The sequence below is a fragment of the Butyricimonas sp. RTP31003st1_G1_RTP31003_210430 genome (assembly GCF_040920905.1).
In the GTDB taxonomy this organism is placed as follows: Bacteria; Bacteroidota; Bacteroidia; order Bacteroidales; family Marinifilaceae; genus Butyricimonas; species Butyricimonas paravirosa.
The window spans coordinates 1-21,156 of sequence record NZ_JBCOSQ010000079.1 but is presented as its reverse complement, the minus strand read 5'-3'; the positions used below and the strand labels follow the sequence as shown (position 1 = coordinate 21,156).

General features: G+C 44.8%; 19 protein-coding genes and 2 riboswitches. Of the genes, 10 read left to right on the top strand and 9 right to left on the bottom strand.

What is annotated here, in order from left to right:
• Positions 1-619 precede the first annotated feature (619 nt).
• The 6 genes from rpiB to AB5542_RS18455 all read right to left on the bottom strand — a co-directional run bounded on the left by rpiB (position 620) and on the right by AB5542_RS18455 (position 6,706).
• Positions 620-1,051 carry a ribose 5-phosphate isomerase B gene (gene rpiB / locus AB5542_RS18480; RefSeq protein WP_087419608.1) on the bottom strand — a complete coding sequence of 144 codons (432 nt, stop codon included), beginning with the start codon at positions 1,049-1,051 and terminating at the stop codon, positions 620-622.
• A 143-nt stretch (positions 1,052-1,194) separates the two neighbouring features.
• On the bottom strand, positions 1,195-1,884 hold the full coding sequence (locus AB5542_RS18475; RefSeq protein ID WP_027200284.1) for a response regulator transcription factor: 690 nt from the start codon (positions 1,882-1,884) through the stop codon (positions 1,195-1,197).
• Positions 1,885-1,940: 56 nt separating this feature from the next.
• Complete coding sequence (locus tag AB5542_RS18470; protein ID WP_279038298.1) at positions 1,941-3,485, bottom strand: sensor histidine kinase; 1,545 nt, start codon at positions 3,483-3,485, stop codon at positions 1,941-1,943.
• A 208-nt stretch (positions 3,486-3,693) separates the two neighbouring features.
• Complete coding sequence (ruvB, locus tag AB5542_RS18465) at positions 3,694-4,719, bottom strand: Holliday junction branch migration DNA helicase RuvB (protein ID WP_279038300.1); 1,026 nt, start codon at positions 4,717-4,719, stop codon at positions 3,694-3,696.
• 89 nt (positions 4,720-4,808) lie between these two features.
• Complete coding sequence (locus AB5542_RS18460; RefSeq protein WP_279038301.1) at positions 4,809-5,243, bottom strand: nucleoside deaminase; 435 nt, start codon at positions 5,241-5,243, stop codon at positions 4,809-4,811.
• 5 nt (positions 5,244-5,248) lie between these two features.
• Positions 5,249-6,706, bottom strand: coding sequence for a tetratricopeptide repeat protein (locus AB5542_RS18455; RefSeq protein WP_279038302.1), 1,458 nt, complete (start codon positions 6,704-6,706; stop codon positions 5,249-5,251).
• A gap of 228 nt (positions 6,707-6,934) precedes the next feature.
• Between AB5542_RS18455 and AB5542_RS18450 the strand changes: the two genes are divergently transcribed.
• The 10 genes from AB5542_RS18450 to AB5542_RS18405 all read left to right on the top strand — a co-directional run bounded on the left by AB5542_RS18450 (position 6,935) and on the right by AB5542_RS18405 (position 18,936).
• Positions 6,935-8,128, top strand: a complete 1,194-nt coding sequence (locus AB5542_RS18450; protein ID WP_279038303.1) for a phosphoglycerate kinase — start codon at positions 6,935-6,937, stop codon at positions 8,126-8,128.
• Between the two features lie 220 nt (positions 8,129-8,348).
• Positions 8,349-8,552, top strand: a riboswitch (cobalamin riboswitch).
• A gap of 354 nt (positions 8,553-8,906) precedes the next feature.
• Positions 8,907-10,370, top strand: a complete 1,464-nt coding sequence (locus tag AB5542_RS18445; RefSeq protein ID WP_279038305.1) for a 4-hydroxyphenylacetate 3-hydroxylase family protein — start codon at positions 8,907-8,909, stop codon at positions 10,368-10,370.
• Positions 10,348-10,677 carry a NifU family protein gene (locus AB5542_RS18440; protein WP_279038307.1) on the top strand — a complete coding sequence of 110 codons (330 nt, stop codon included), beginning with the start codon at positions 10,348-10,350 and terminating at the stop codon, positions 10,675-10,677. Before AB5542_RS18445 ends, AB5542_RS18440 begins: the two co-directional genes overlap by 23 nt.
• Positions 10,677-11,987 carry an acetyl-CoA hydrolase/transferase family protein gene (locus AB5542_RS18435; RefSeq protein ID WP_270543289.1) on the top strand — a complete coding sequence of 437 codons (1,311 nt, stop codon included), beginning with the start codon at positions 10,677-10,679 and terminating at the stop codon, positions 11,985-11,987. Before AB5542_RS18440 ends, AB5542_RS18435 begins: the two co-directional genes overlap by 1 nt.
• Positions 11,988-11,999: 12 nt before the next feature.
• Complete coding sequence (locus AB5542_RS18430) at positions 12,000-13,115, top strand: 4-hydroxybutyrate dehydrogenase (protein WP_279038309.1); 1,116 nt, start codon at positions 12,000-12,002, stop codon at positions 13,113-13,115.
• A 7-nt stretch (positions 13,116-13,122) separates the two neighbouring features.
• Positions 13,123-14,478: an aldehyde dehydrogenase family protein gene (locus AB5542_RS18425; RefSeq protein ID WP_279038311.1), complete on the top strand. Its 1,356-nt coding sequence runs from the start codon at positions 13,123-13,125 to the stop codon at positions 14,476-14,478.
• 107 nt (positions 14,479-14,585) lie between these two features.
• On the top strand, positions 14,586-15,179 hold the full coding sequence (locus tag AB5542_RS18420; protein WP_027200273.1) for a MarC family protein: 594 nt from the start codon (positions 14,586-14,588) through the stop codon (positions 15,177-15,179).
• Between the two features lie 96 nt (positions 15,180-15,275).
• Positions 15,276-15,458, top strand: a riboswitch (cobalamin riboswitch).
• A 135-nt stretch (positions 15,459-15,593) separates the two neighbouring features.
• A complete protein-coding gene (locus AB5542_RS18415; RefSeq protein WP_279038312.1) occupies positions 15,594-17,801 on the top strand; it encodes an anaerobic ribonucleoside triphosphate reductase in 2,208 nt (735 codons plus the stop codon).
• Entirely contained in the window at positions 17,794-18,312 is a 519-nt protein-coding gene (nrdG, locus tag AB5542_RS18410; RefSeq protein WP_279038314.1) for an anaerobic ribonucleoside-triphosphate reductase activating protein, read from the top strand. Before AB5542_RS18415 ends, nrdG begins: the two co-directional genes overlap by 8 nt.
• Positions 18,313-18,327: 15 nt before the next feature.
• On the top strand, positions 18,328-18,936 hold the full coding sequence (locus AB5542_RS18405; RefSeq protein WP_279038315.1) for a DUF2284 domain-containing protein: 609 nt from the start codon (positions 18,328-18,330) through the stop codon (positions 18,934-18,936).
• Here AB5542_RS18405 and AB5542_RS18400 read toward each other — a convergent pair.
• From AB5542_RS18400 to AB5542_RS18390, 3 genes are all read right to left on the bottom strand, one after another.
• Positions 18,891-19,412, bottom strand: a complete 522-nt coding sequence (locus AB5542_RS18400) for an acetyl-CoA carboxylase biotin carboxyl carrier protein subunit (protein WP_087419594.1) — start codon at positions 19,410-19,412, stop codon at positions 18,891-18,893. The two genes, AB5542_RS18405 and AB5542_RS18400, sit on opposite strands and share 46 nt — an antisense overlap.
• Positions 19,413-19,421: 9 nt before the next feature.
• Positions 19,422-20,906: an acetyl/propionyl/methylcrotonyl-CoA carboxylase subunit alpha gene (locus tag AB5542_RS18395; RefSeq protein WP_279038316.1), complete on the bottom strand. Its 1,485-nt coding sequence runs from the start codon at positions 20,904-20,906 to the stop codon at positions 19,422-19,424.
• Between the two features lie 16 nt (positions 20,907-20,922).
• A partial coding sequence (locus AB5542_RS18390; protein ID WP_368243316.1) for a carboxyl transferase domain-containing protein occupies positions 20,923-21,156 on the bottom strand: 234 nt, incomplete at its 5' end.

The following is a 21,156-nucleotide window of genomic DNA, read 5'->3' as shown; positions in this document are numbered from 1 at the left end:
ATACCAGCGAGTATCTATTCCACCAAACATACAATGAACAGAGCGGAAGGATGTGGCGCACGCACAAGGCCTTGTACAGTGCTTATAACACCATAAAGAATGCCTTGCCTTGCATGTTCCACTACCTGAACAACACCAGGATCCCTCGCACGACGAATTGTTTAGAGGGGTTCTTTTCTCACCTGAAAGATGATATCTCGTTTCATAGGGGTTTATCAAGAGAACATTTCAAAAATTTTTTACGATGGTACATATGGTTTAAAAACCAAACTGGAACTGGGTTTTCCTAGACATGAAAGATTACCAGTAAAAGTGGCAAAAGGAGAAGAAAGAAGAGTACCACGTTGAGGTGGTACCCTTTTACTGTATAATCTGAAAAGTCTATTTCTGGCAGGTTGCTCCCCAGCAGTGCCTGTTTCCTCTTCGACTTTACTATTCAAAGATAAGCTTTAATTGGAAAAATGTTACCAACTATTTTTGGCCACATTACTGGTCTATAAAGTAACGGGTGTCCTTCGGACAATGGTTTAACGGCAGCTCAAGCTGTCATAGACAAAGCGCCCCTCGGGGGACCAGGAACTTTATAGACCTTATAAACTTTATGAACCTTCCAACCCTTTTATTTTACCGGAATCTTCTCCACCCTTCTTTGGTGGCGACCACCTTCAAAATCTGTTGACAAGAAAACGTCTACCACATTTTGAGCTTCCTCGTAAGCAATAAAACGAGCAGGCAATCCAACCACGTTCGCATTATTATGCTGACGAGCCAAAGCTGCAAGTTCCATGTTCCAGCACAAAGCACAACGAATACCCTGATGCTTATTGGCGGTCATGGAAATGCCGTTACCACTTCCGCAAATGGCAATTCCTCTTTCATATTCACCAGCCTCCACGGCCGCAGCCATCGGATGAGCTGTATCCGGATAGTCCATACTCTCGGCAGAATAAGCACCGAAATCCTTTACTTCATGACCTTTTTCCCGAAGGTATTTCACCAACCGTTCCTTGTACTCGTAACCGGCATGGTCACATGCTATCGCTATTTTCATCTCTTTAAAATTATTGTCCTTAACTATAAAACAAAAGTTGACTTGTTATCGTTTGCAAGTTTACATAGAAACTTTTTAACTTGCAACTTGAAACCTGTCAACTTCCAACAAAAAAGGGACTCTTCCGAATCCCCTTTTTATCATCAAAGAATCAATTTATATCCTTTTCCGTGAACATTGATAATTTCCACCGACGGATCTTTCTTCAAATGTTTACGTAACTTCGTGATATAAACATCCATACTTCTGGCATTAAAGTAATTGTCGTCAGCCCAGATATTCTTCAAAGCGTAGTTTCTCTCCAATACCTTGTTTACATTCAAGCACAACAGACGAAGTAACTCAGACTCTTTCGTGGTCAATTTTTGTTCTTCTTCCCCGTCAAACAAGGTTTGTTTCTTAGAATTGAATGTTAACTTACCAATCTTGAAGATCTCTTGTTCGTCTTCCGGTTTCAACCCGGTTGATCTTCTCAAGACAGCCTCGATACGAAGCAACAACTCTTCCATACTGAAAGGTTTGCTCATATAATCATCGGCTCCTAACTTGAATCCTTCCAACACATCTTCTTTCATCGACTTAGCCGTCAAGAAAATAATCGGAATTTCGCTATTGATCTGTCTAACTTCTTTCGCAAGCGTAAAACCATCTTTTTTAGGCATCATCACGTCGAAAATGCAAATGTCAAACGGTTCGTTCAAAAACCTTTCATATGCAATCTCTCCATCCTCACATAAAACGGTCTCAAAACCTTTAGCTCTCAAATATTCTTTAAGAAGCATACCCAAGTTGGTATCATCCTCTGCCAATAAAATTTTAATTTTCTCATCCATAGCTATGTTGTTTTAAATAATTCTCATTTTTTAATTCTCTGTAAAAATATACGAATTTAGAAAAATAAGGTTCTCTTTATTTTTTGCTTTTTTACGGTTAAAGGTAAAATGATGTCAAAACAACTACCTTTTTCAAGGGAGCTTTCCACGTCTATCCTTCCACCATGAGCCTCAACGATTTTCTTCACATATGATAGTCCCAAGCCGAATCCCTTCACGTCATGCAAATTCCCCGTGGACACACGATAGAATCTTTCGAAGATCAACTTCTGATCTTTCTTAGCAATTCCTATGCCATTATCAATGACACTTATTATAATTTCTTTATCTTTATTACGAGTATAAATGGTAATTTCTGGTGGTTTTACACAATATTTTATCGCGTTATCCACGAGATTGGAAATCATGTTTGTCACATGCACCTCATCCGCAAGCACTTCATCTTGATCCGCCTCAAGATAAGCGGAGAACTTACCCCCTTTATCCTCCACACGTAAGCTAAATTTAGGCAATAAATCTTCAATCAACTGATTAATATTTATATTCTTTAGCTTTAGTTTCATCCGGGTTTCCGTGAACAAGGCCGTTTGCAACACCCGTTCCACCTGGAAAGTTAAACGTTTACTCTCATCCCGGATAATCGTGGCCACCCGGTCAATGGTCTCCGGGGTATTCGTCACCGCCCCGTCCTTCAACATCTGGGATGCCAAAGAAATTGTCGCAATCGGGGTTTTGAACTCGTGCGTCATATTATTAATAAAGTCATTCTTGATAACCGACAACTTTTTCTGCCGGACAATAACGATCAGACAGAACACGGCACAAAACACGATAGCAATCGTGATCAGTACCCCGGGCAGAACCATCCACACGGAACCTGCCGTATCAGATGATGCGTCCGGGAACTTCAGATACAGGATAGCCGATGAGCTTTCACCCGGAAATATCTTCCGGCTAAGCGTCACATCATCCGAGACATGACTTAAAAAATTCTTGGAAGTCAAAATAAATTTACCATTTTCCTTAATACCGAATTCAAAACGGGAACGGATACCCGCATCTGTCAGCGTGTTACCGATAAAACCATATAGATTATTCAAATCTACCCGCCCCTCGATCACGTGTTTATCCTCTTTCCCTTCCGGTACAAACCTGTAGTTTTCCCCGGTCCGTTCCTTCATGGCTTGTTGCAACTTGGAGATAGAAGTGGCCAAATTATCCTCCTTGAACTTACTTCCCACAAACTCACTGACATCCTTCACCTCCGAATCATCATCAATCAAATTAAGCATCGAATTAGCAACTGCCGATGGATCATTTTTCACGGCAATCGGACGTTTCGGGTCAATATAGATCGGGGCATCAATCTCCACTCCCCGACTTCTGACCTCAGACAGATTCCTGCTTTCAGAAAGCCTTCCCGCCTCTTCCTGCTTGCGGATATAATCGACCATATCATCCATGGCCCGGTTAGCCGAGTAGAAGAATTGCTCCTTCTTCACCTCGTAAGCCGTTTGGAAATAACTGGTCTGGAGAATAATCAATCCCAGCAAGGATATACCAAACACAATTCCTAATATGATTATCTGTTGCTTTCTCATACACGCAAATTTAACAAATCCATTTTAACAATTGACAGGCTTAATACTATTTAACAAAAATATAACTCATTGATCCTCTTCAAAATTTTATCCAAACCGCAAATTAAACAAGTCAAAACCCCGCTTTCGCCCACTTTTAACGTTAATAAAACTTTTGAATTTATCATTTTATCCAACACTTCCCGTTTTCCCAATCCTCCGGAATTAGCTAGAATAACGTGGCTTGCCAGTCATCCGTTCGTCGATTCTTTCGCAGATGCTTGTAGGTCAAATCCGTCACTTCACGTCCCCGGGGAGTTCTTTTCAGAAAACCTTCCTTGATCAAGAACGGCTCGTAAACCTCTTCCAAGGTTCCCGGATCCTCGCTGACCGCGGTTGCAATCGTGGTCAAACCGACAGGCCCCCCTTTGAACTTATCAATAATCGTCAACAGGATTTTATTATCCATATCATCCAACCCGAACTTATCAATATTCAAAGCCTCCAGCGCAAAGGTCGTGATTTCAAGATCAACCACCCCGTTTCCCTTCACCATGGCAAAATCCCGTACCCGACGCAACAAGGCATTAGCAATACGAGGCGTCCCGCGACTTCTGGACGCGATCTCTTTCGAGGCCTGACTCGTGATCTTTGTTCTTAAAATAGCTGCCGAGCGCTCCACGATCCCCGTCAGCACGTCGAGATCATAATATTCCAAGTGACTATTGATACCGAAACGCGCCCTCAACGGGGCTGTCAGTAAGCCGCTACGCGTGGTCGCCCCGATCAGCGTGAAAGGACTCAATTGGATCTGCACGGATCGGGCAGCCGGCCCTTTATCTATCATAATATCAATCTTGAAATCCTCCATCGCCGAGTAAAGATACTCTTCCACGATCGGGCTTAACCGGTGAATCTCGTCAATAAACAACACATCATTCGGCTCCAGATTAGTTAACAACCCCGCTAAATCACCCGGTTTATCCAACACCGGACCCGAAGTAATCTTAATCCCGACTCCCAACTCGTTAGCAATAATAGCCGACAAGGTTGTCTTTCCCAATCCGGGAGGGCCATGCAACAGAACGTGATCCAGAGATTCACCCCGCATCTTCGCCGCCTCCACGAAGACTTCCAGATTATCCACGATCTTCTTTTGCCCCTGGAAATCACTAAAACTCAACGGACGCAAAGCCTTCTCCAGTTCTTTCTCACTATCTGGCACATTCCCGGTCCTTATATCAAAATTACCCATGTACTATTTCATTAATAACAATCTATTCAATTCGTAAATGTACAACAAAACAATTGAAAACGGAAAATGGTAAATGGAGAATAAATTAATTATCTTTTTCTGGCAAAGAAATTTTTTACCAATTCTCCACATTCATCCTCTAAAACTCCGGTAACCACGTTTGTCTTCGGGTGTAACACGGACGGAGAAAGCCGGGCATACCCCCGATGCAGGTCGGCAGCCCCGTACACCAATTCTCCCAATTGAGCCCAAGCAAGCGCACCACCACACATGACGCACGGTTCTAACGTGACATACAGGGTACAATCATTTAAATATTTTCCTCCCAATAAAGAAGTCGCGGACGTGATGGCAAGCATCTCCGCATGTGCCGTCACATCATTCAAACGCTCGGTTTGATTATGGGCCCGGGCGATTACCCGACCTTTACAAACGACTACTGCTCCAACCGGGATTTCCCCTTCTTCTTCAGCCAAGCGGGCTTCTTCCAACGCTTTCCGCATGAATATCTCGTGCTTATCCATAAATACTATTTTCTCTTATTATACTCTCGTTCTTTTCCCCACGAAACCCAGGTATATATCAAGGCCGAAACGATCAGTCCCACGGTCACAAGTAATGCCAGCACCAACCACCAATTGGCAGACTCCTGTTTCCGGTTCATCTCTTCGATCTCCCGCAGAAATTTTTGATTCTTGTATTTTTTCAACACTTGACGATAACGTCCGTTATCATAAAAGGAATCGTACAACTCCAAAACTGAATCCCGTCGATGCAAGACGTCACAAAACGCCTGCCGGTTCTCCATATCCTCGTGATATTCACTCAACAATTCCAACACCCGGGCCTGAGCCAATTGACTCTCCGGAGATTCTGCTTTTTTATAACTAATATCTTCCAAATACGCAACAGCCTCATCCTTTTCCCCCATCTCCCACAAACAACGCCCATACCTTAAATAATTCATGAATATCACACCGGGAACCTTCAATTGATTTTCACGAGCATATATCTCGTAGAAGTCAATCGCACTTTTTAACGCCATCAAAGCCGAGTCCCGAAGTCCCTCCTGGATAAAAGATTCGGCTACACGAGTGAGCAACACGTTACGCATTCCACCTCGTTTTTCATTCACCAACCCGCCCCTCAATATCTCCCGAGCCTTTTCGTGATACCCCAACCCGGAATAAGCCTCGGCTACCTGAATCCCGTAACGTCCAAGCCTACTTGAATCCGGCAATTCCTTTAAAACCTCTTCATACCAGAGTAACGCCTCCTCATGCCTTCCCAACTTTTTCAGGCTTGCCGCCATCTGCTCGTAAAAAGGTTTCACCTTATCCCGGAATCTTGATCGTCGTAAAAGGCGATAGGCCTCCTCGTAACAAGCATATTGTTCTTCATATTCTTGCAAGACCCCGTATAAAGTTGCTTTCAAGCGATAAGCCTCGATCTCCCCCTCCGTATCCGAAAGTCCCCGATACAACGACAATGCCTGATCCACGGCTTTAAAAGCCCGGTCTATATCGATCGATTTAAAAAAACAAGCTCCCAAGTAATAGAATTTAGCCTCTTCCTCCCGGGTAAATACCACCTTAGAAGGCACCCGGCTGATAAAACGAATGGCCTCTTCCACACAACTATCCCGCAAAATCAAAGAACCGTAAAGCCGGGTTAATTCCAGCGCCACTAAATTCTTCACGTCCCGCGGGGCAATCCGGTAGGCCTCCCGTAAGTAAATCCGAGCCTGTTGCATCTGCTCCACCCTAGTGGAATAACAACTTCCCGCGGTCAACAATACTTTCGAACGGAAAAAATTAGGTAACCCCATAGACACCTTTACCAAAGAATCAAACGCAGGCGATAACATCACAGAGTTCTCCAACTCCCTGCACAATTCTGCTGTTTTCGCTTTCTCATTTTTCCGACAAGAAGACAACAAAAACAAAATTGTTATCCCCATGCATATTATGATTACAACTCGTCTCATTCTTGCTAATTTTGTCTTCTCTCACCAAGCTAATAGTCTATTCACTACCATGCACATTTTTATTGAAGGTAAAAATCCAAATTTTCCGTGAGTGATACAAATTTTCACCCACATTTTTTCATCCTGTACATCCACTAAATTCCTTCCTGCATATTTTTTGGTTTAAATAATTTTATCCTTACCTTTATCTTTTGATTAAGTAATTTACTCATTAAAATAACAATTGCTATGCAGACAATTGATAATTACAACTTTAAAAACAAGAAGGCGCTTATCCGCGTAGACTTCAACGTACCTTTAAATGAAAAGTTCGAGATCACGGACGACACCCGTATGCGGGCAGCCGTTCCCACGATCAAGAAAGTGTTGACGGGAGGAGGTTCCGTAATATTGATGTCTCATCTCGGACGCCCGAAAAACGGACCGGAAGACAAATTTTCATTAAAACATATCCAGAAACACCTGGAAGAACTGTTAGGTGTACCCGTGAAGTTCGCCGATGACTGCATCGGGGAAAGTGCGGTAAAAGCTGCAACAGACCTGAAACCGGGAGAAGTTCTCCTGTTGGAAAACCTTCGATTCTACAAAGAAGAAGAAAAAGGAGACGAGAATTTCGCTCAAAAACTGGCATCTTTAGCCGACGTTTGGATCAACGATGCCTTCGGGACAGCCCACCGGGCTCACGCATCCACCGCTGTTATTGCCAAATTTTTCCCGAATGACAAACTATTCGGCTACGTCATGCAAGGAGAATTGGAAAGCGTGGATAAAGTAATGCACAACCCTACCCGCCCGTTCACGGCCATCATGGGAGGCTCCAAAGTTTCATCCAAAATCGATATTATCATGAACCTCATGGATAAGGTGGATAACCTCATCTTGGGCGGTGGAATGACTTACACGTTCAAAAAAGCATTAGGCGGTCATGTCGGCAATTCTATCTGCGAGGAAGACAAACTCGACCTGGCTCTTGAAATCATGAAACTAGCCAAAGAAAAAGGTGTAAATCTTGTATTGGCAACCGACACTGTCGCTGCCGACGCTTTCGACAATAACGCCAACACCCAGATCGTTCCTTCCATGGAAATTCCCGATGGATGGGAAGGATTGGATGTAGGCCCGGAAAGTATTGCTTCCTTCACCAAGGTCATCGAGCAATCCAAAACAATCCTTTGGAATGGCCCCGTGGGAGTATTCGAAATGCCAAAATTCGCCGTGGGAACCAAGGCCATTGCTGATGCCATCGTGAAAGCCACAGCAAACGGCGCCTTCTCCTTAATCGGGGGTGGCGACTCTGTTGCCGCCATCAACCAATTCGGCTTGGCCGACAGGGTCAGCTACGTATCCACCGGAGGTGGTGCCCTGCTCGAATACATCGAGGGAAAAGAGTTACCGGGAATCACGGCTATTCGAGGAAAATAAACTTCACCAAACATCATAATCGTGACCGGAGCAAATTCCGGTCACTTTTCTTATATAGAAAATTTCTTCTTTGAGACTTTACCACCATTAAATCATTATTACCTATTCTCTCGAATTTCTACACGTCTCCATCAAGACCTCATTAACAAATTAACGGACTAAGCTTTTTTACATCCATTAAAAAATTACAGAAAAAAAGTAGGAATACAATTATATTTATATACCTTTGTGACGTCATGGTGATCTCTTCCCCCTGCAAGGGAAAAGATTGAATAGGGAATCCGGTGAAAATCCGGGACTGTGCCCTCAGCTGTAAGTTCTTAAAAAGGTTTTCGCATTCTAATGGTCACTTTTTCAACAAGAAAAGGGAAGGCCGCGAATTCCGGAACAAGTCAGAAGACCTGCCTGACAAAATATAAATCCGTTACTCTGGGGATTTGGGGTAAAGGAGATGTGCGAAGTTATTCATAAAAATAAAATTGTGTTGACGTCCCCCGGGATGGAACATTATGAACAAAGGAGCATTACAGCGTGAGTATATTTATACTGACGTAATTAATTCTTTTTCAACGAGAAAAAGAAAATGTTTCTCTATGATGGCAACGAGAGACAGCGAATGTTACCCCTTCAACGGCAAACATACGCCTCGATCCTCTGTATCCTTTCCCTTCTCACTTTCTTCCCTTCAAATTCTCCCCTGTAACAGACAGCAAACGGCTTTTATTTACTGCAATTTTTCTTTATTCAAAATATTACAACTAATAAAATATCAAAGATCATGATGACAAAAGAACAGTACATTGAGAGTCTCAGGAAACTAAACCTGAAGGTCTATTTCATGGGAGAACTAATCAGCAATCCCGTAGATCACCCGATGATCCGCCCGTCCATGAATGCAGTGGCCATGACTTATGAATTGGCTGAAAAAGATGAGTACAAGACGCTCATGACGGCAAAATCCAATCTTACCGGAAAAACAGTTAATCGTTTCTGCCACCTGCATCAAAGCACCGAAGACTTGATCAACAAGGTAAAGATGCAACGTTTAGTCGGACAGAAAACCGGGGCTTGTTTCCAACGCTGCGTTGGAATGGACGCCTTCAACGCCATTTACTCCACCACTTACGAAATTGACCAAGCTCATGGAACGGAATACCACAAACGTTTCATAGAGTACTTGAAATATGTACAAGACAACGATCTCACTGTCGACGGGGCTATGACCGATCCGAAAGGAGACCGGGGTCTTTCTCCATCACAACAAGAAGATCCGGACCTATATCTTCGCATCAAGGAAGTACGCCCGGACGGGATTATCGTTCGCGGGGCCAAAGCTCACCAAACCGGGGCAGTCAATTCCCACGAACACTTGATTATGCCGACCGTAGCCATGAAAGAATCCGATAAAGACTACGCTGTTTCATTTGCCGTACCTTCTGACGCGGAAGGCGTACTCATGATCTACGGACGCCAGTCCTGCGATACCCGCAAAATGGAAAAAGACGCGGATCTCGACTTGGGAAATTCACAATTCGGTGGACATGAAGCTCTTGTGATATTTGACGATGTATTCGTCCCCAACGAGCGAATTTTCATGTGTAAAGAATATGAATTTGCAGGCATGATGGTAGAGCGTTTTGCCGGTTATCACAGACAATCCTACGGGGGATGTAAAGTCGGTGTAGGTGACGTACTTATCGGTGCTGCCGCTCTCGCCGCAGACTACAATGGAGTACCTAAAGCCAACCATATCAAGGACAAGCTCATCGAAATGATGCACCTCAACGAAACCCTTTACTCGTGCGGAATCGCCTGCTCGGCAGAAGGAGAACCCACGTTGGCGGGCAACTACCAGATCAATTTGCTACTTGCCAATGTCTGCAAACAGAACGTGACTCGTTTCCCGTATGAAATTGCCAGACTCGCGGAAGATATTGCCGGGGGATTAATGGTAACCATGCCTTCAGCCCAAGATTTAAGAGACCCGTATATCGGTGGATATGTAAAAAAATACCTGCAAGGAGCCACGGGGACTGACACTGAAAACCGGATGCGTATTCTTCGCCTGATCGAGAACATCACGCTCGGGACCGCGGCGGTAGGCTACCGCACGGAATCCATGCACGGAGCCGGCTCCCCACAAGCACAACGAATCATGATTGCCCGGCAAGGAAACCTCGAAAACAAGAAAGAATTAGCAAAACAAATTGCCCGGATCGATGAAAGTAAGAACCGGAAATAATCAAGACCCCACGACTCTGTGGAAGCACCTGGAGGAGATCATAAAAACACACATTCGCCCTCTCCTCCAGGACCACGGGGGGGATATTGTTATTCGGGAAATCCGCGAGAAAGACGTGCGGGTTGCTCTACTCGGCAACTGCAAGGGATGCCCTGCCGCACAAATCACGATTGAACAGACCGTGCAACGCATTCTCTCGGAACAAATGGGAAACAAGATCGGGAAAGTCATTCTGGTGAACGAAATAGATCCCGGTATATTAGACTTTGCTCGTCAGATTCTCAACCGCAATAAAACAGATAGATGATGAACTGGAAAGAACTTTATACACAAAAACTAACCACAGCCGAGAAAGCAATCAAGGCCATCCGGAACAACGACCGGGTTGTCTTTGCCCATGCAGCAGGTGTTCCTCAGGAAATCACCAAAGCTCTCGTGGCACACAAAGACGATTTCCATAACGTGGAAATATACCATATGCTATGCCTTGGCGATGGAGCTTATACTCAACCGGAAATGTTATCCCACTTCCGGCACAACACCAATTTCGTGGGAGGAAACACCCGACAAGCCGTGAATGAAGACCGTGCAGACTTCATTCCTTGTTTCTTTCACGAATTACCACACTTTTTCCGCAACGGAACTCTGCCTGTTGACGTGGCAATCGTTCATCTCAGCACACCGGACGAAGAAGGTTATTGTAGTTTCGGAGTTTCTTCCGACTACACGAAACCCGCGGCTCATGCCGCACGCATGGTGATTGCCGAAGTGAACGACCGGATGCCTCATGTTGGAGGTGATAACCACATACACGTTTCCGAACTGGATTATATCGTGGAAACCTCCAACCCCTTGTTTGAAATACCCCTGCCTAAAATCGGGGAAACGGAACAAGCTATCGGTCGGTACTGTGCAGAACTCATCGAGGATGGCTCCACCCTGCAGCTGGGAATAGGAGCTATCCCCGATGCCGTCCTGCAATGCCTGCAAGACAAAAAAGATCTGGGTATTCACACGGAAATGTTCTCTGACGGGGTAATCGATCTGGTCCAAAAAGGAGTCATCAACGGAAAATGTAAAACCCTCCATCCGGGGAAACTGGTTGCCACCTTCCTCATGGGAAGCCAACGCCTATACGATTTTGTTGATAACAATCCCGATGTAGCCCTCTTTCCCGTGGACTATGTAAACGATCCTTACATCATTTGCCAGAATCGTCAATTAATATCCATCAACTCTTGTATCGAGATCGATCTTTCCGGACAAGTTTGTTCCGAAACCATCGGCCCGAAACAATTCAGCGGAACGGGAGGCCAAGTCGATTACATCCGGGGAGCAGCTCTCTCCGAAGGCGGTAAATCCATCCTGGCCATGCCTTCCACGGCAGCCCGGGGGAAGGTTTCCCGTATCGTACCGTATCTAGCAGCAGGAGCAGCCGTCACGACTTCACGAAACGAGGTGGATTATATTGTCACGGAGTACGGAATCGCTCACCTCAAAGGAAAAACTTTACGCCAACGAGCCGAGAACCTAATCCGGATAGCTCATCCCGATTTCAGGGAATCACTCACGGAAGAATTCTTTCGTCGTTTCCCGTTAGCACTAAAAACAATATAAAATGAAATAATCATGCAATTATTCAAATTAAAAACCCGTTTAAGTGAATTCGACTCTTTTGCAGACTTTGCCAAAGAATTCAATCTCACGAAAGAAGATTTAATCATCACGAACGAATTCCTATACAATCCATACATGCGTGGTCTTAACCTTCCTTGTCGTTTCATCATGCAAGAACAATACGGAATGGGAGAGCCATCCGACGAGATGATCAACCATATTCTCGCGGACATTCAACTAGAAAATTATACCCGTGTGATAGCCGTAGGGGGAGGAACCGTCATTGACGTCTCTAAACTATTTACTCTGCGTGGCATCGTTAATGCAACGGATGCTTTCGAACGCAAAATACCCATTGAAAAAGCCCGTCAATTGGTGATCCTCCCCACTACCTGCGGCACCGGTAGCGAAGTAACCAATATTTCGATCGCCGAGATCAAATCCCGCCACACGAAAATGGGATTGGCCGATGACGCCCTACTAGCAGATGATGCCGTGTTAATCCCGGAACTGGTACGGGGACTTCCCTACAAGTTTTTCGTGTGCAGTTCCATCGATGCCCTCATCCATGCCGTAGAATCATACGTTTCCCCGAAATCAAATCCCTACACCCAGATATTCTGTCGAGCAGCCATTGAAAGCATCATTGACGTTTTCAAACACATTGCCGCACAAGGACCGGAATATCGCCTAGAGCGCCTGAGAGAAATGCTGATTGCTAGCAATTATGCCGGTATTGCATTCGGAAACACCGGAGTGGGTGCCGTACACGCACTATCTTACCCGCTCGGGGGAAACTATCACGTACCCCACGGGGAAGCTAATTACCAGTTCTTCACAGAAGTATTCAAGTTCTATTACAAGAAAAAACCTTTCGGGAACATCACGGAAGTTAACGCGCTACTCGCACACCTCCTGGGAACCGACACGGAACACGTGTATGAAGAACTCGATTACCTATTGGGTAAATTGTTATCCAAAAACCCACTCCACACCTATGGTATGAAACCCGAAGAAATTGATGGGTTCACCGACAACGTACTTCAAACACAACAACGCCTGCTGGCTAACAACCACGTGGAATTAACAAGAGAAGAAATAAAAGAAATCTATTCAACCCTATATTAAAAATATCATGGAAATAAAAGAAATGGTAGAAAGAGCCCGCAAAGCTCAAGTTATTTATGATGAACGATTCGACCAAGAAAGAGTCGATCAAGTCATTAAAGCTGCCGCCCGCACAATTTTTGACCATGCAGAAGAACTGGCACGACTTACGATTGATGAAACCCAAATGGGTGTTTACGAAGACAAAGTAGCCAAAAACAGGAATAAATCCAAGGGAGTATGGTACAACCTGAAAGGAAAAAAATCCATGGGAATCCTAAGTATTGACGAGAGAACGAATCTTATCGAAATAGCTAAACCTATTGGCGTGGTAGCCGGAATTACTCCGATGACAAATCCCGTAGTTACCCCGATGTCTAAAATTATCTTTGCATTAAAAACAAAGAATGCTATCATCATAGCCCCTCACCCGAAAGCAAAACAATGTTCTAGTGCAGCCGTGAAACTTATTATCGAGGCTATTGCCCCGTTTGAAGTTCCGGAAGGTCTAGTTCAGGTGATCGAGGAACCCACGATCGAAAAGACTTGCGAACTTATGGAAGCTTGTGATGTCGTGGTTGCCACGGGAGGAATGCCCATGGTAAAATCAGCTTACTCATCGGGCAAACCCTCTTTCGGTGTCGGCGCAGGTAACGTACAGGTAATCCTAGATCGATTTATTGATTTCGATGTAGCGGCAGAAAAAGTCATCACCGGTCGCTCCTTTGACAATGGTATCATCTGTTCCGGGGAACAGAGTTTCATTTATCACAAAGACGACAAACAGGAAGTCATGGACACTTTCCGCCGTCACGGGGCATACATCGTGTCCGAAGAAGATCGGGACAAAGTAGTTAATGCACTTTTTGAAGACGGGCATATTTGCAGGGATATTGTCGGACAATCCGTTCAGACAATCGCAAGCAAAGCCGGCATCTTCGTACCGGGTAACACCCGAGTCCTCGTGGTAGAAGCTCACGGAATAGGACGTGACGACCTCATCTGCAAAGAAAAAATGTGTCCCGTCATGGCTGCATTCGCTTATGACAACTTTGATGAAGCGATAAAAATCGCCAAAACAAATCTGTTCATGGAAGGAAACGGACACACGGCCGGAATCCACTCCAACAATCAAGCAAACATCATCAAGGCTGGAACAGAACTCTCCGTATCACGCCTGATCGTGAATGCCCCGTGTGCTACCACGGCCGGAGGTTCCATACAAAACGGGCTCCCCGTGACCAACACCCTCGGGTGCGGAAGTTGGGGGAACAACTCGATTTCCGAAAACTTCACCTATAAACACCTATTAAATATCACACGCATCGCCCCGTTATCCGCACGGATACACGTACCCTCCGATGCCGAAATATGGGAATTATAAAAAATAATCGTAAATTTGCGGGACTACAAGTGACAGTACACCTCTTTAACGTTGGTTTCATAAATACGTACAGCACTTGTAACCCGCAAATTTCATGTTATACGAATATGGACTTCAGTATCAATATAAAAGAAATATTCACCGCCTTTATGGTACTTTTCGCCGTGATCGACATCACGGGATCAACTCCTATTATTATCGGGTTGAATGATGCAGGAAAAAAAGTCAGTGCCGAAAAAGCCGCAGGAATATCTCTCGTTATATTTATAGCATTTCTTTTCGCGGGAGACGGATTATTGAAATTATTCAACATCGACATTTCCTCTTTTGCCCTTGCCGGGGCATTAGTGCTTTTCGTACTCGCCATAGAAATGACCTTTAGTATCGAGATTTTCAGAAATGATGGCCCGGAAGGTTCGGCAACAATCGTACCTGTTATCTTTCCGCTTATCGCAGGAGCCGGGGCATTAGCAACCACGCTGACACTTAAAGCTGAATGTAGCGTTTTTAGTATTATCATTGCCATTCTTCTTAACATGACGGTCGTCTATATTGTTCTACGCAATGTCTATTTAGTAGAACGGGTTCTCGGGAAAGGCGGCGTTTACATTCTACGAAAATTCTTTGGCATCATTCTACTTGCCATGTCTGTAAAAATTTTCGCATCCAATTTAAACACTCTGCTGGCATCACTATCTTAGATCAAAAAATTCTTTTTGGAAAACTTTTTGAAAAAATCAAACAAGAAAGTTTTCCAAAAAAGATATTTTTTCTCTCACCAATAGAAAAATTATTTATACATTTGTCTAGATTTTGGTTCCTTCAACAAGGATTAAAAGGGAATCAGGTGAAAATCCTGAACAGTCCCGCTGCTGTAAGTTTCACTGAATCGTTCAAGCATCACATTGCCACTGTTTTCCAACGGGAAGGCGCTTGACCGGGAACAAGTCAGAAGACCTGCCAAGACCAGAGGTTTCAAAGGCTTTCGAGGAAAAAGCCGGGAACGCAGGTATTTCAAACATACTTACATCCCGTTTTTAATCATAAAGTCATCTCAAACCAAAACAAAATTAAAATTCATGTAATTGTAACTAAACTAAAGGAATAAGAAAGACATGATTCAGACAGTTGTAAAAAGGGATGGCCGGGTTGTCGGCTTTAATGAAGAAAAAATTATCGCGGCCATTCGTCGGGCAATGCTCCACACGGCTCAAGGAGAGGATATGGAATTGGCATCCACCATTGCCGACCGGGTCGCTTACCGCGGGGCAGAACAGATGACCGTGGAAGAAATACAAGACAATGTAGAGATCGAACTCATGAAAAGCCGCAGAAAAGATGTGGCACAACTATATATCGCTTATCGAAACCAGCGGAGCGTTGCACGTAAAGCAAAAACGAGAGATATTTTTCTGGAAATTATCGAAACAAAATCCAACGACATTACCCGGGAAAACGCAAATATGAATGCGGACACCCCGGCAGGGATGATGATGAAATTTTCCAGTGAAACTACCAAGCCTTTTGTTGACGACTACTTGTTAACCGAAGAAGTGAAAACCGCAGTTCGCCAAGGCTACTTGCATATTCACGACAAAGACTATTACCCCACGAAAAGCCTTACCTGTGTGCAACACCCGTTGGATAAGATTCTGAGAAACGGATTCTTTGCCGGACACGGGGAATCACGTCCTGCCAAACGTATCGAAACAGCCAGCATCCTAGGGTGTATCTCTCTGGAAACCGCCCAAAACGAGATGCACGGGGGACAGGCGATTCCCGCTTTTGACTTTTACCTGGCTCCCTATGTACGTTCCAGTTTCGTGGAAGAAGTCAAAGTATTGGAAGAATTAAACGGAGAAAACTATAACCATCTTTATCACATCGAAATTCAAGACTATATTCCCCGGGAACTATCAGGTTTGACCGGAGAACAACGAGTTTTACAACACGCCATCAACCGCACGGTAAACCGGGTACATCAATCCATGGAAGCTTTTATCCACAACATGAATACCATCCACAGCCGGGGAGGTAATCAGGTTGTTTTCAGCTCCATCAACTACGGCACAGACACTTCTGCCGAAGGACGTTGTGTCATCCGTGAATTATTGCGTTCCACCTACCGGGGAGTGGGTAACGAAGCCACGGCTATTTTCCCGATTCAAATCTGGAAAAAGAAAAAAGGAGTAAACTACCTTCCGGAAGACCCGAATTACGATCTATACGAGTTCGCATGCAAGGTTTCCGCCCGTCGCTTTTTCCCGAATTTCATAAACTTGGATGCCACTTTCAACCAGCATGAACAATGGAGAGCTGATGATCCCGAACGATTCCGCTACGAAACAGCCACTATGGGATGTCGTACCCGCGTATTCGAAAATCGCTTCGGAGAAAAAACCTCTATCGGACGTGGTAACCTTTCTTTCTCCACGGTAAACATCGTACGACTTGCCATCGAATGTATGGAAATAAAGGACAAGACCACCCGGGTGGAAACATTCTTCTCAAAACTGGATGAAATACTCGACTTAACGGCTTTACAACTGCACCGACGTCTCGAATTCCAGAAAACAGCCCGGGTAAAGCAATTCCCGTTACTCATGTCTTCTCTCTGGCTGGGTAGTGAAAAACTGGGACCGGACGACACTATCGAGAACGTCATTAACCAAGGGACTCTCGGAATCGGCTTTATTGGCTTGGCCGAATGTCTAGTTGCTCTAACCGGTAAACATCATGGAGAAGACGACGATGCACAGAAACTCGGCCTACGCATCGTATCACATATCAGGGACAAGGCAAACGAGTACTCGGATAAATATCAACACAATTACAGCGTACTCGCCACTCCTGCCGAAGGACTCTCCGGAAAATTTACCGCAAAAGACAAGAAAAGTTTCGGCATCTTACCGGGAATCACGGATCGGGAATATTACACGAATTCCAATCACGTACCCGTGTATTATAAATGCAGCGCCCGCCATAAAGCCGAGGTTGAAGCACCTTATCACGACTTGACCCGGGGCGGCCATATCTTTTATGTCGAGATAGACGGGGATGCTACCCACAATCCAAGCACGATTATGGCAGTTGTCGATATGATGGACCGGTACAATATGGGGTATTGCTCCGTGAACCACAACCGGAATCGTTGCATGGACTGCGGTTTCGAGGATGCCTCCGCACATTTGGAAACCTGTCCGAAATGCGGAAGTACGAACATTGACCGCTTACAAAGAATTACCGGTTATCTGGTAGGTACCACTGACCGCTGGAATCACGCAAAACTAGCAGAACTAAACGACCGGGTAAGACATGACTAACACGATTACATTATTGGACATTATTGAAGACACCGTTGTTGACGGACCCGGATTCCGGGTGTCCGTCTACGCAGCGGGTTGTACTCATCATTGCCCGGGTTGCCATAACCCGCAATCCTGGAACTTACGAAACGGCCATCCTGTTTCTTTGGATTATATTGTAACGAAAATCACAAACAATCCTTTCTCCGACGTAACATTCAGTGGGGGAGATCCGCTATTTCAAGTAGAAGGATTCACACAATTGGCCAAACGACTGAAAATCATTACATCCAAAAATATCTGGTGCTACACGGGTTTCCGCTACGAGGAAATTATTAATTCCAGACGACTTTCCCAAATTCTACCTTACATAGATGTTTTAGTCGACGGACGATTTGATCCGGCCAAACGAAAGGAAGGTCTGCTCTTTCGAGGAAGTTCCAACCAAAGATTGATAAACGTTCCAGCCTCTCTTCATTCGGAAAAAGTAATTCTCTGGGAATATAACCCGTATCCCCAATACGTTTAATAAACCAGATAAAAAATGTATGAACTCACGCACCATATCGTCTCGCTCCCGACCTCGCAATACATTCAGGAGTATCGCAATCCGGAAAAATTTATTTCTTTCTGTCAGCAATGCGAACGCTATAACCGTTGCTGGGCCTGCCCTCCTTTCGAGTTTAACATGGACGAATACCTCTCCGGTTATCAACAAACGTACATTATCGGAACTAAAATAACATTCGAAACGGCAACCCGCAATTCCTGCACGACACTTGAACGGCACAAAACAATTTCCCTCCAAGCCATAGAATCTGCCCGGAAGATCATTGATCCTCGACTACTGACTCTTGAACATGAATATCCTGACAGCCGGGCCTTTTATGCAGGGACCTGTCACTTATGCCCCCTAAACTCGTGTACCCGGATAAACGGTTTTCCCTGTCTCCATCCTCAAGAAATACGCCCATCGCTTGAATCCGTGGGATTCGACATCGGCAAAACAGCCTCCGAACTTCTCCACATCGAATTACAATGGAGCAACGATGCCCGTTTACCGGAATACCTTACCCTTGTAAGTGGTCTTTTCACGAAAGAGAGTATCTACGCCCCGATTTCCACCAGAATCTCGTCTTTACTCACAGTTTGACCGGCAACCACGCATACCCGACGAACTCGTCCTTTTTGAGAAGCGATGATAACATTTTGCATCTTCATTGCCTCAAGCACGACTAGCGTATCTCCCTTATTAATCTCCTGCCCGACTTCTATCGATACATCCAAAATTTTTCCCGGCATAGGAGATTTAATAGTCATGTCGAAGACTTCACCCTGCCGACCTGCCAACAATCTTTTCCGTTTCAAAGAAAAAGGAGTTTCCACCGAAAACGTATAGGCCACCCCGTTAAGTAAAATCTCGTATTCATTCTGCCTGCGAGACACAATTTCCACCGGATAGCGAATCCCCTTGTACAGCAGGATCAAAAAACCATCAGCCTCTTCGACTAAATCAATACGCATATTTTGCCGTTTCAGACTAAACTCGTAATTATTTTTCACGGAGAACTCGTATGCCGTGTTACTGCCACTAAGGGCTATATATTTTGTTACGTCCTTGTTATCCATATCCGATCATTATAAATTTCTAATTCGTTTATTAAGCACCCAAGGATCAATACGGGTGTCGGGACCGACCTCCGGTGTATTCTCGTGAGTATATGTATATACCGCAAACAAAGCACCCAGCAACTCCTCGTGAGGCTCTCGCCAAACCGGAGAACTCAATCGACTCTCTATAAATGAAGTATCAAAATCACCATTACGGTAAGTCTCGTTATGAAGAACCGCTTTACAAAAAGGAATTGTCGTCCGGATTCCCTTTACATGGAATCTCTCCAAAGCAGAAAGCATTCGCTCGATAGCTTGTTCCCGAGTCTCCCCCGTAACGATCAATTTCGCCACCATTGAATCGAAAAAAGGAGTAATTTCCGAGCCGGGAGCAATTCCTGTTTCAATACGGATATGATTTCCCTGCGGCAAACGCAATCGCCGGATAACACCCATACTAGGAGCAAACCCAGCCTGTACATCCTCAGCATTAATCCGACATTCGATAGACCAGCCCGTGAGCCGAATTTGAGACTGACGGAGCGGTAACTTACGCCCTGCGGCAATATTAAATTGTAACTCCACCAGATCAAATCCAGTAATCTCCTCGGTAACCGGATGTTCCACCTGAATACGAGTATTCATCTCCATAAAATAAAAACGCTTTTGACGATCCAGCAAAAATTCCACGGTTCCCAGATTCTGATACCTCGCAGCTTTAGCCAAAGCAACAGCAGCCGTGGCCATCTTCTTCCGCAAACGATCATCAAGAGCCGGAGATGGGGCCTCTTCCATTAATTTTTGATGTTTCCGCTGAATGGAACACTCACGTTCACCCAGATGAACCACGTTCCCATAATTATCGGCAACAATCTGGAACTCGATATGTTTCGGACTTTCAAGATATTTTTCAATGAAAACAGAAGGATCATTAAAAGCTACTTGAGCCTCTGCCGCAGCTAACTTGTATAATTGAGCCAGTTCACTCTTCTTGCGTACAATACGCATCCCCCTTCCTCCTCCTCCAGAAACAGCCTTTATAATAACCGGATACCCTAGCCTATCCGCCGTCTCCCGAGCATCATCAACATCCCGAACGGCACCCTTGCTAGCACCCAGCATAGGCACGCCACTACGTTCTGCAATCTCCTTTGCCGCCACCTTATCACTCATCAGACGAATCACCTCCGGCGAGGGACCAATAAAAATAATCCCGTTCTCTCGACACCGTTCCGCCAATTCCGCATTCTCTGACAAATAACCATACCCCGGATGAAGAGACTCGATCTCATGTTCCCGGGCCAAATAAATCAAACGATCAATATCCAAAAATTCAGGCACATTCCCATCCGTTTCCGGGAAGTCAAGAACAATATCAACAGACGATAAATACACGGTCTCCGGCTCCTTCCGGGTACGAATGGCGTACGTCACGATTCCCATGCGTCTGGCAGTACGTGCAATCCGGATGGCAATCTCTCCCCGGTTTGCTATTAAAACTGATTTTATCATACTTTACATTTTACGTTTAAAGAGGAATATTTCCATGTTTGCGTCGTGGTAGACTTACTGATTTCTTTTCCAGAGATTTCAAAACTCGTATAACCTTTTGTCGGGTAACCGCCGGGTCTATCACCTCATCAATAAATCCCTTCTCGTTAGCGATATAAGGATTAGCCACCTCATCCCTATACTGCGCCAACAAATCTTTTTTCAAAGCTACCGGATCATCAGCAGCGGCAAATTCCTTATGATAAAGAAT

Coding starts and splice junctions, on each gene's coding strand:
- AB5542_RS18455 (WP_279038302.1), bottom strand. CDS start 6,706: ATGAGACGAGTTGTAATCATAATATGCATGGGGATAACAATTTTGTTT.
- AB5542_RS18470 (WP_279038298.1), bottom strand. CDS start 3,485: ATGAGAAAGCAACAGATAATCATATTAGGAATTGTGTTTGGTATATCC.
- AB5542_RS18405 (WP_279038315.1), top strand. CDS start 18,328: ATGTATGAACTCACGCACCATATCGTCTCGCTCCCGACCTCGCAATAC.
- rpiB (WP_087419608.1), bottom strand. CDS start 1,051: ATGAAAATAGCGATAGCATGTGACCATGCCGGTTACGAGTACAAGGAA.
- AB5542_RS18435 (WP_270543289.1), top strand. CDS start 10,677: ATGAACTGGAAAGAACTTTATACACAAAAACTAACCACAGCCGAGAAA.
- AB5542_RS18440 (WP_279038307.1), top strand. CDS start 10,348: ATGAAAGTAAGAACCGGAAATAATCAAGACCCCACGACTCTGTGGAAG.
- AB5542_RS18475 (WP_027200284.1), bottom strand. CDS start 1,884: ATGGATGAGAAAATTAAAATTTTATTGGCAGAGGATGATACCAACTTG.
- AB5542_RS18450 (WP_279038303.1), top strand. CDS start 6,935: ATGCAGACAATTGATAATTACAACTTTAAAAACAAGAAGGCGCTTATC.
- nrdG (WP_279038314.1), top strand. CDS start 17,794: ATGACTAACACGATTACATTATTGGACATTATTGAAGACACCGTTGTT.
- AB5542_RS18425 (WP_279038311.1), top strand. CDS start 13,123: ATGGAAATAAAAGAAATGGTAGAAAGAGCCCGCAAAGCTCAAGTTATT.
- AB5542_RS18420 (WP_027200273.1), top strand. CDS start 14,586: ATGGACTTCAGTATCAATATAAAAGAAATATTCACCGCCTTTATGGTA.
- AB5542_RS18415 (WP_279038312.1), top strand. CDS start 15,594: ATGATTCAGACAGTTGTAAAAAGGGATGGCCGGGTTGTCGGCTTTAAT.
- AB5542_RS18395 (WP_279038316.1), bottom strand. CDS start 20,906: ATGATAAAATCAGTTTTAATAGCAAACCGGGGAGAGATTGCCATCCGG.
- AB5542_RS18445 (WP_279038305.1), top strand. CDS start 8,907: ATGATGACAAAAGAACAGTACATTGAGAGTCTCAGGAAACTAAACCTG.
- AB5542_RS18430 (WP_279038309.1), top strand. CDS start 12,000: ATGCAATTATTCAAATTAAAAACCCGTTTAAGTGAATTCGACTCTTTT.
- AB5542_RS18400 (WP_087419594.1), bottom strand. CDS start 19,412: ATGGATAACAAGGACGTAACAAAATATATAGCCCTTAGTGGCAGTAAC.
- AB5542_RS18460 (WP_279038301.1), bottom strand. CDS start 5,243: ATGGATAAGCACGAGATATTCATGCGGAAAGCGTTGGAAGAAGCCCGC.
- ruvB (WP_279038300.1), bottom strand. CDS start 4,719: ATGGGTAATTTTGATATAAGGACCGGGAATGTGCCAGATAGTGAGAAA.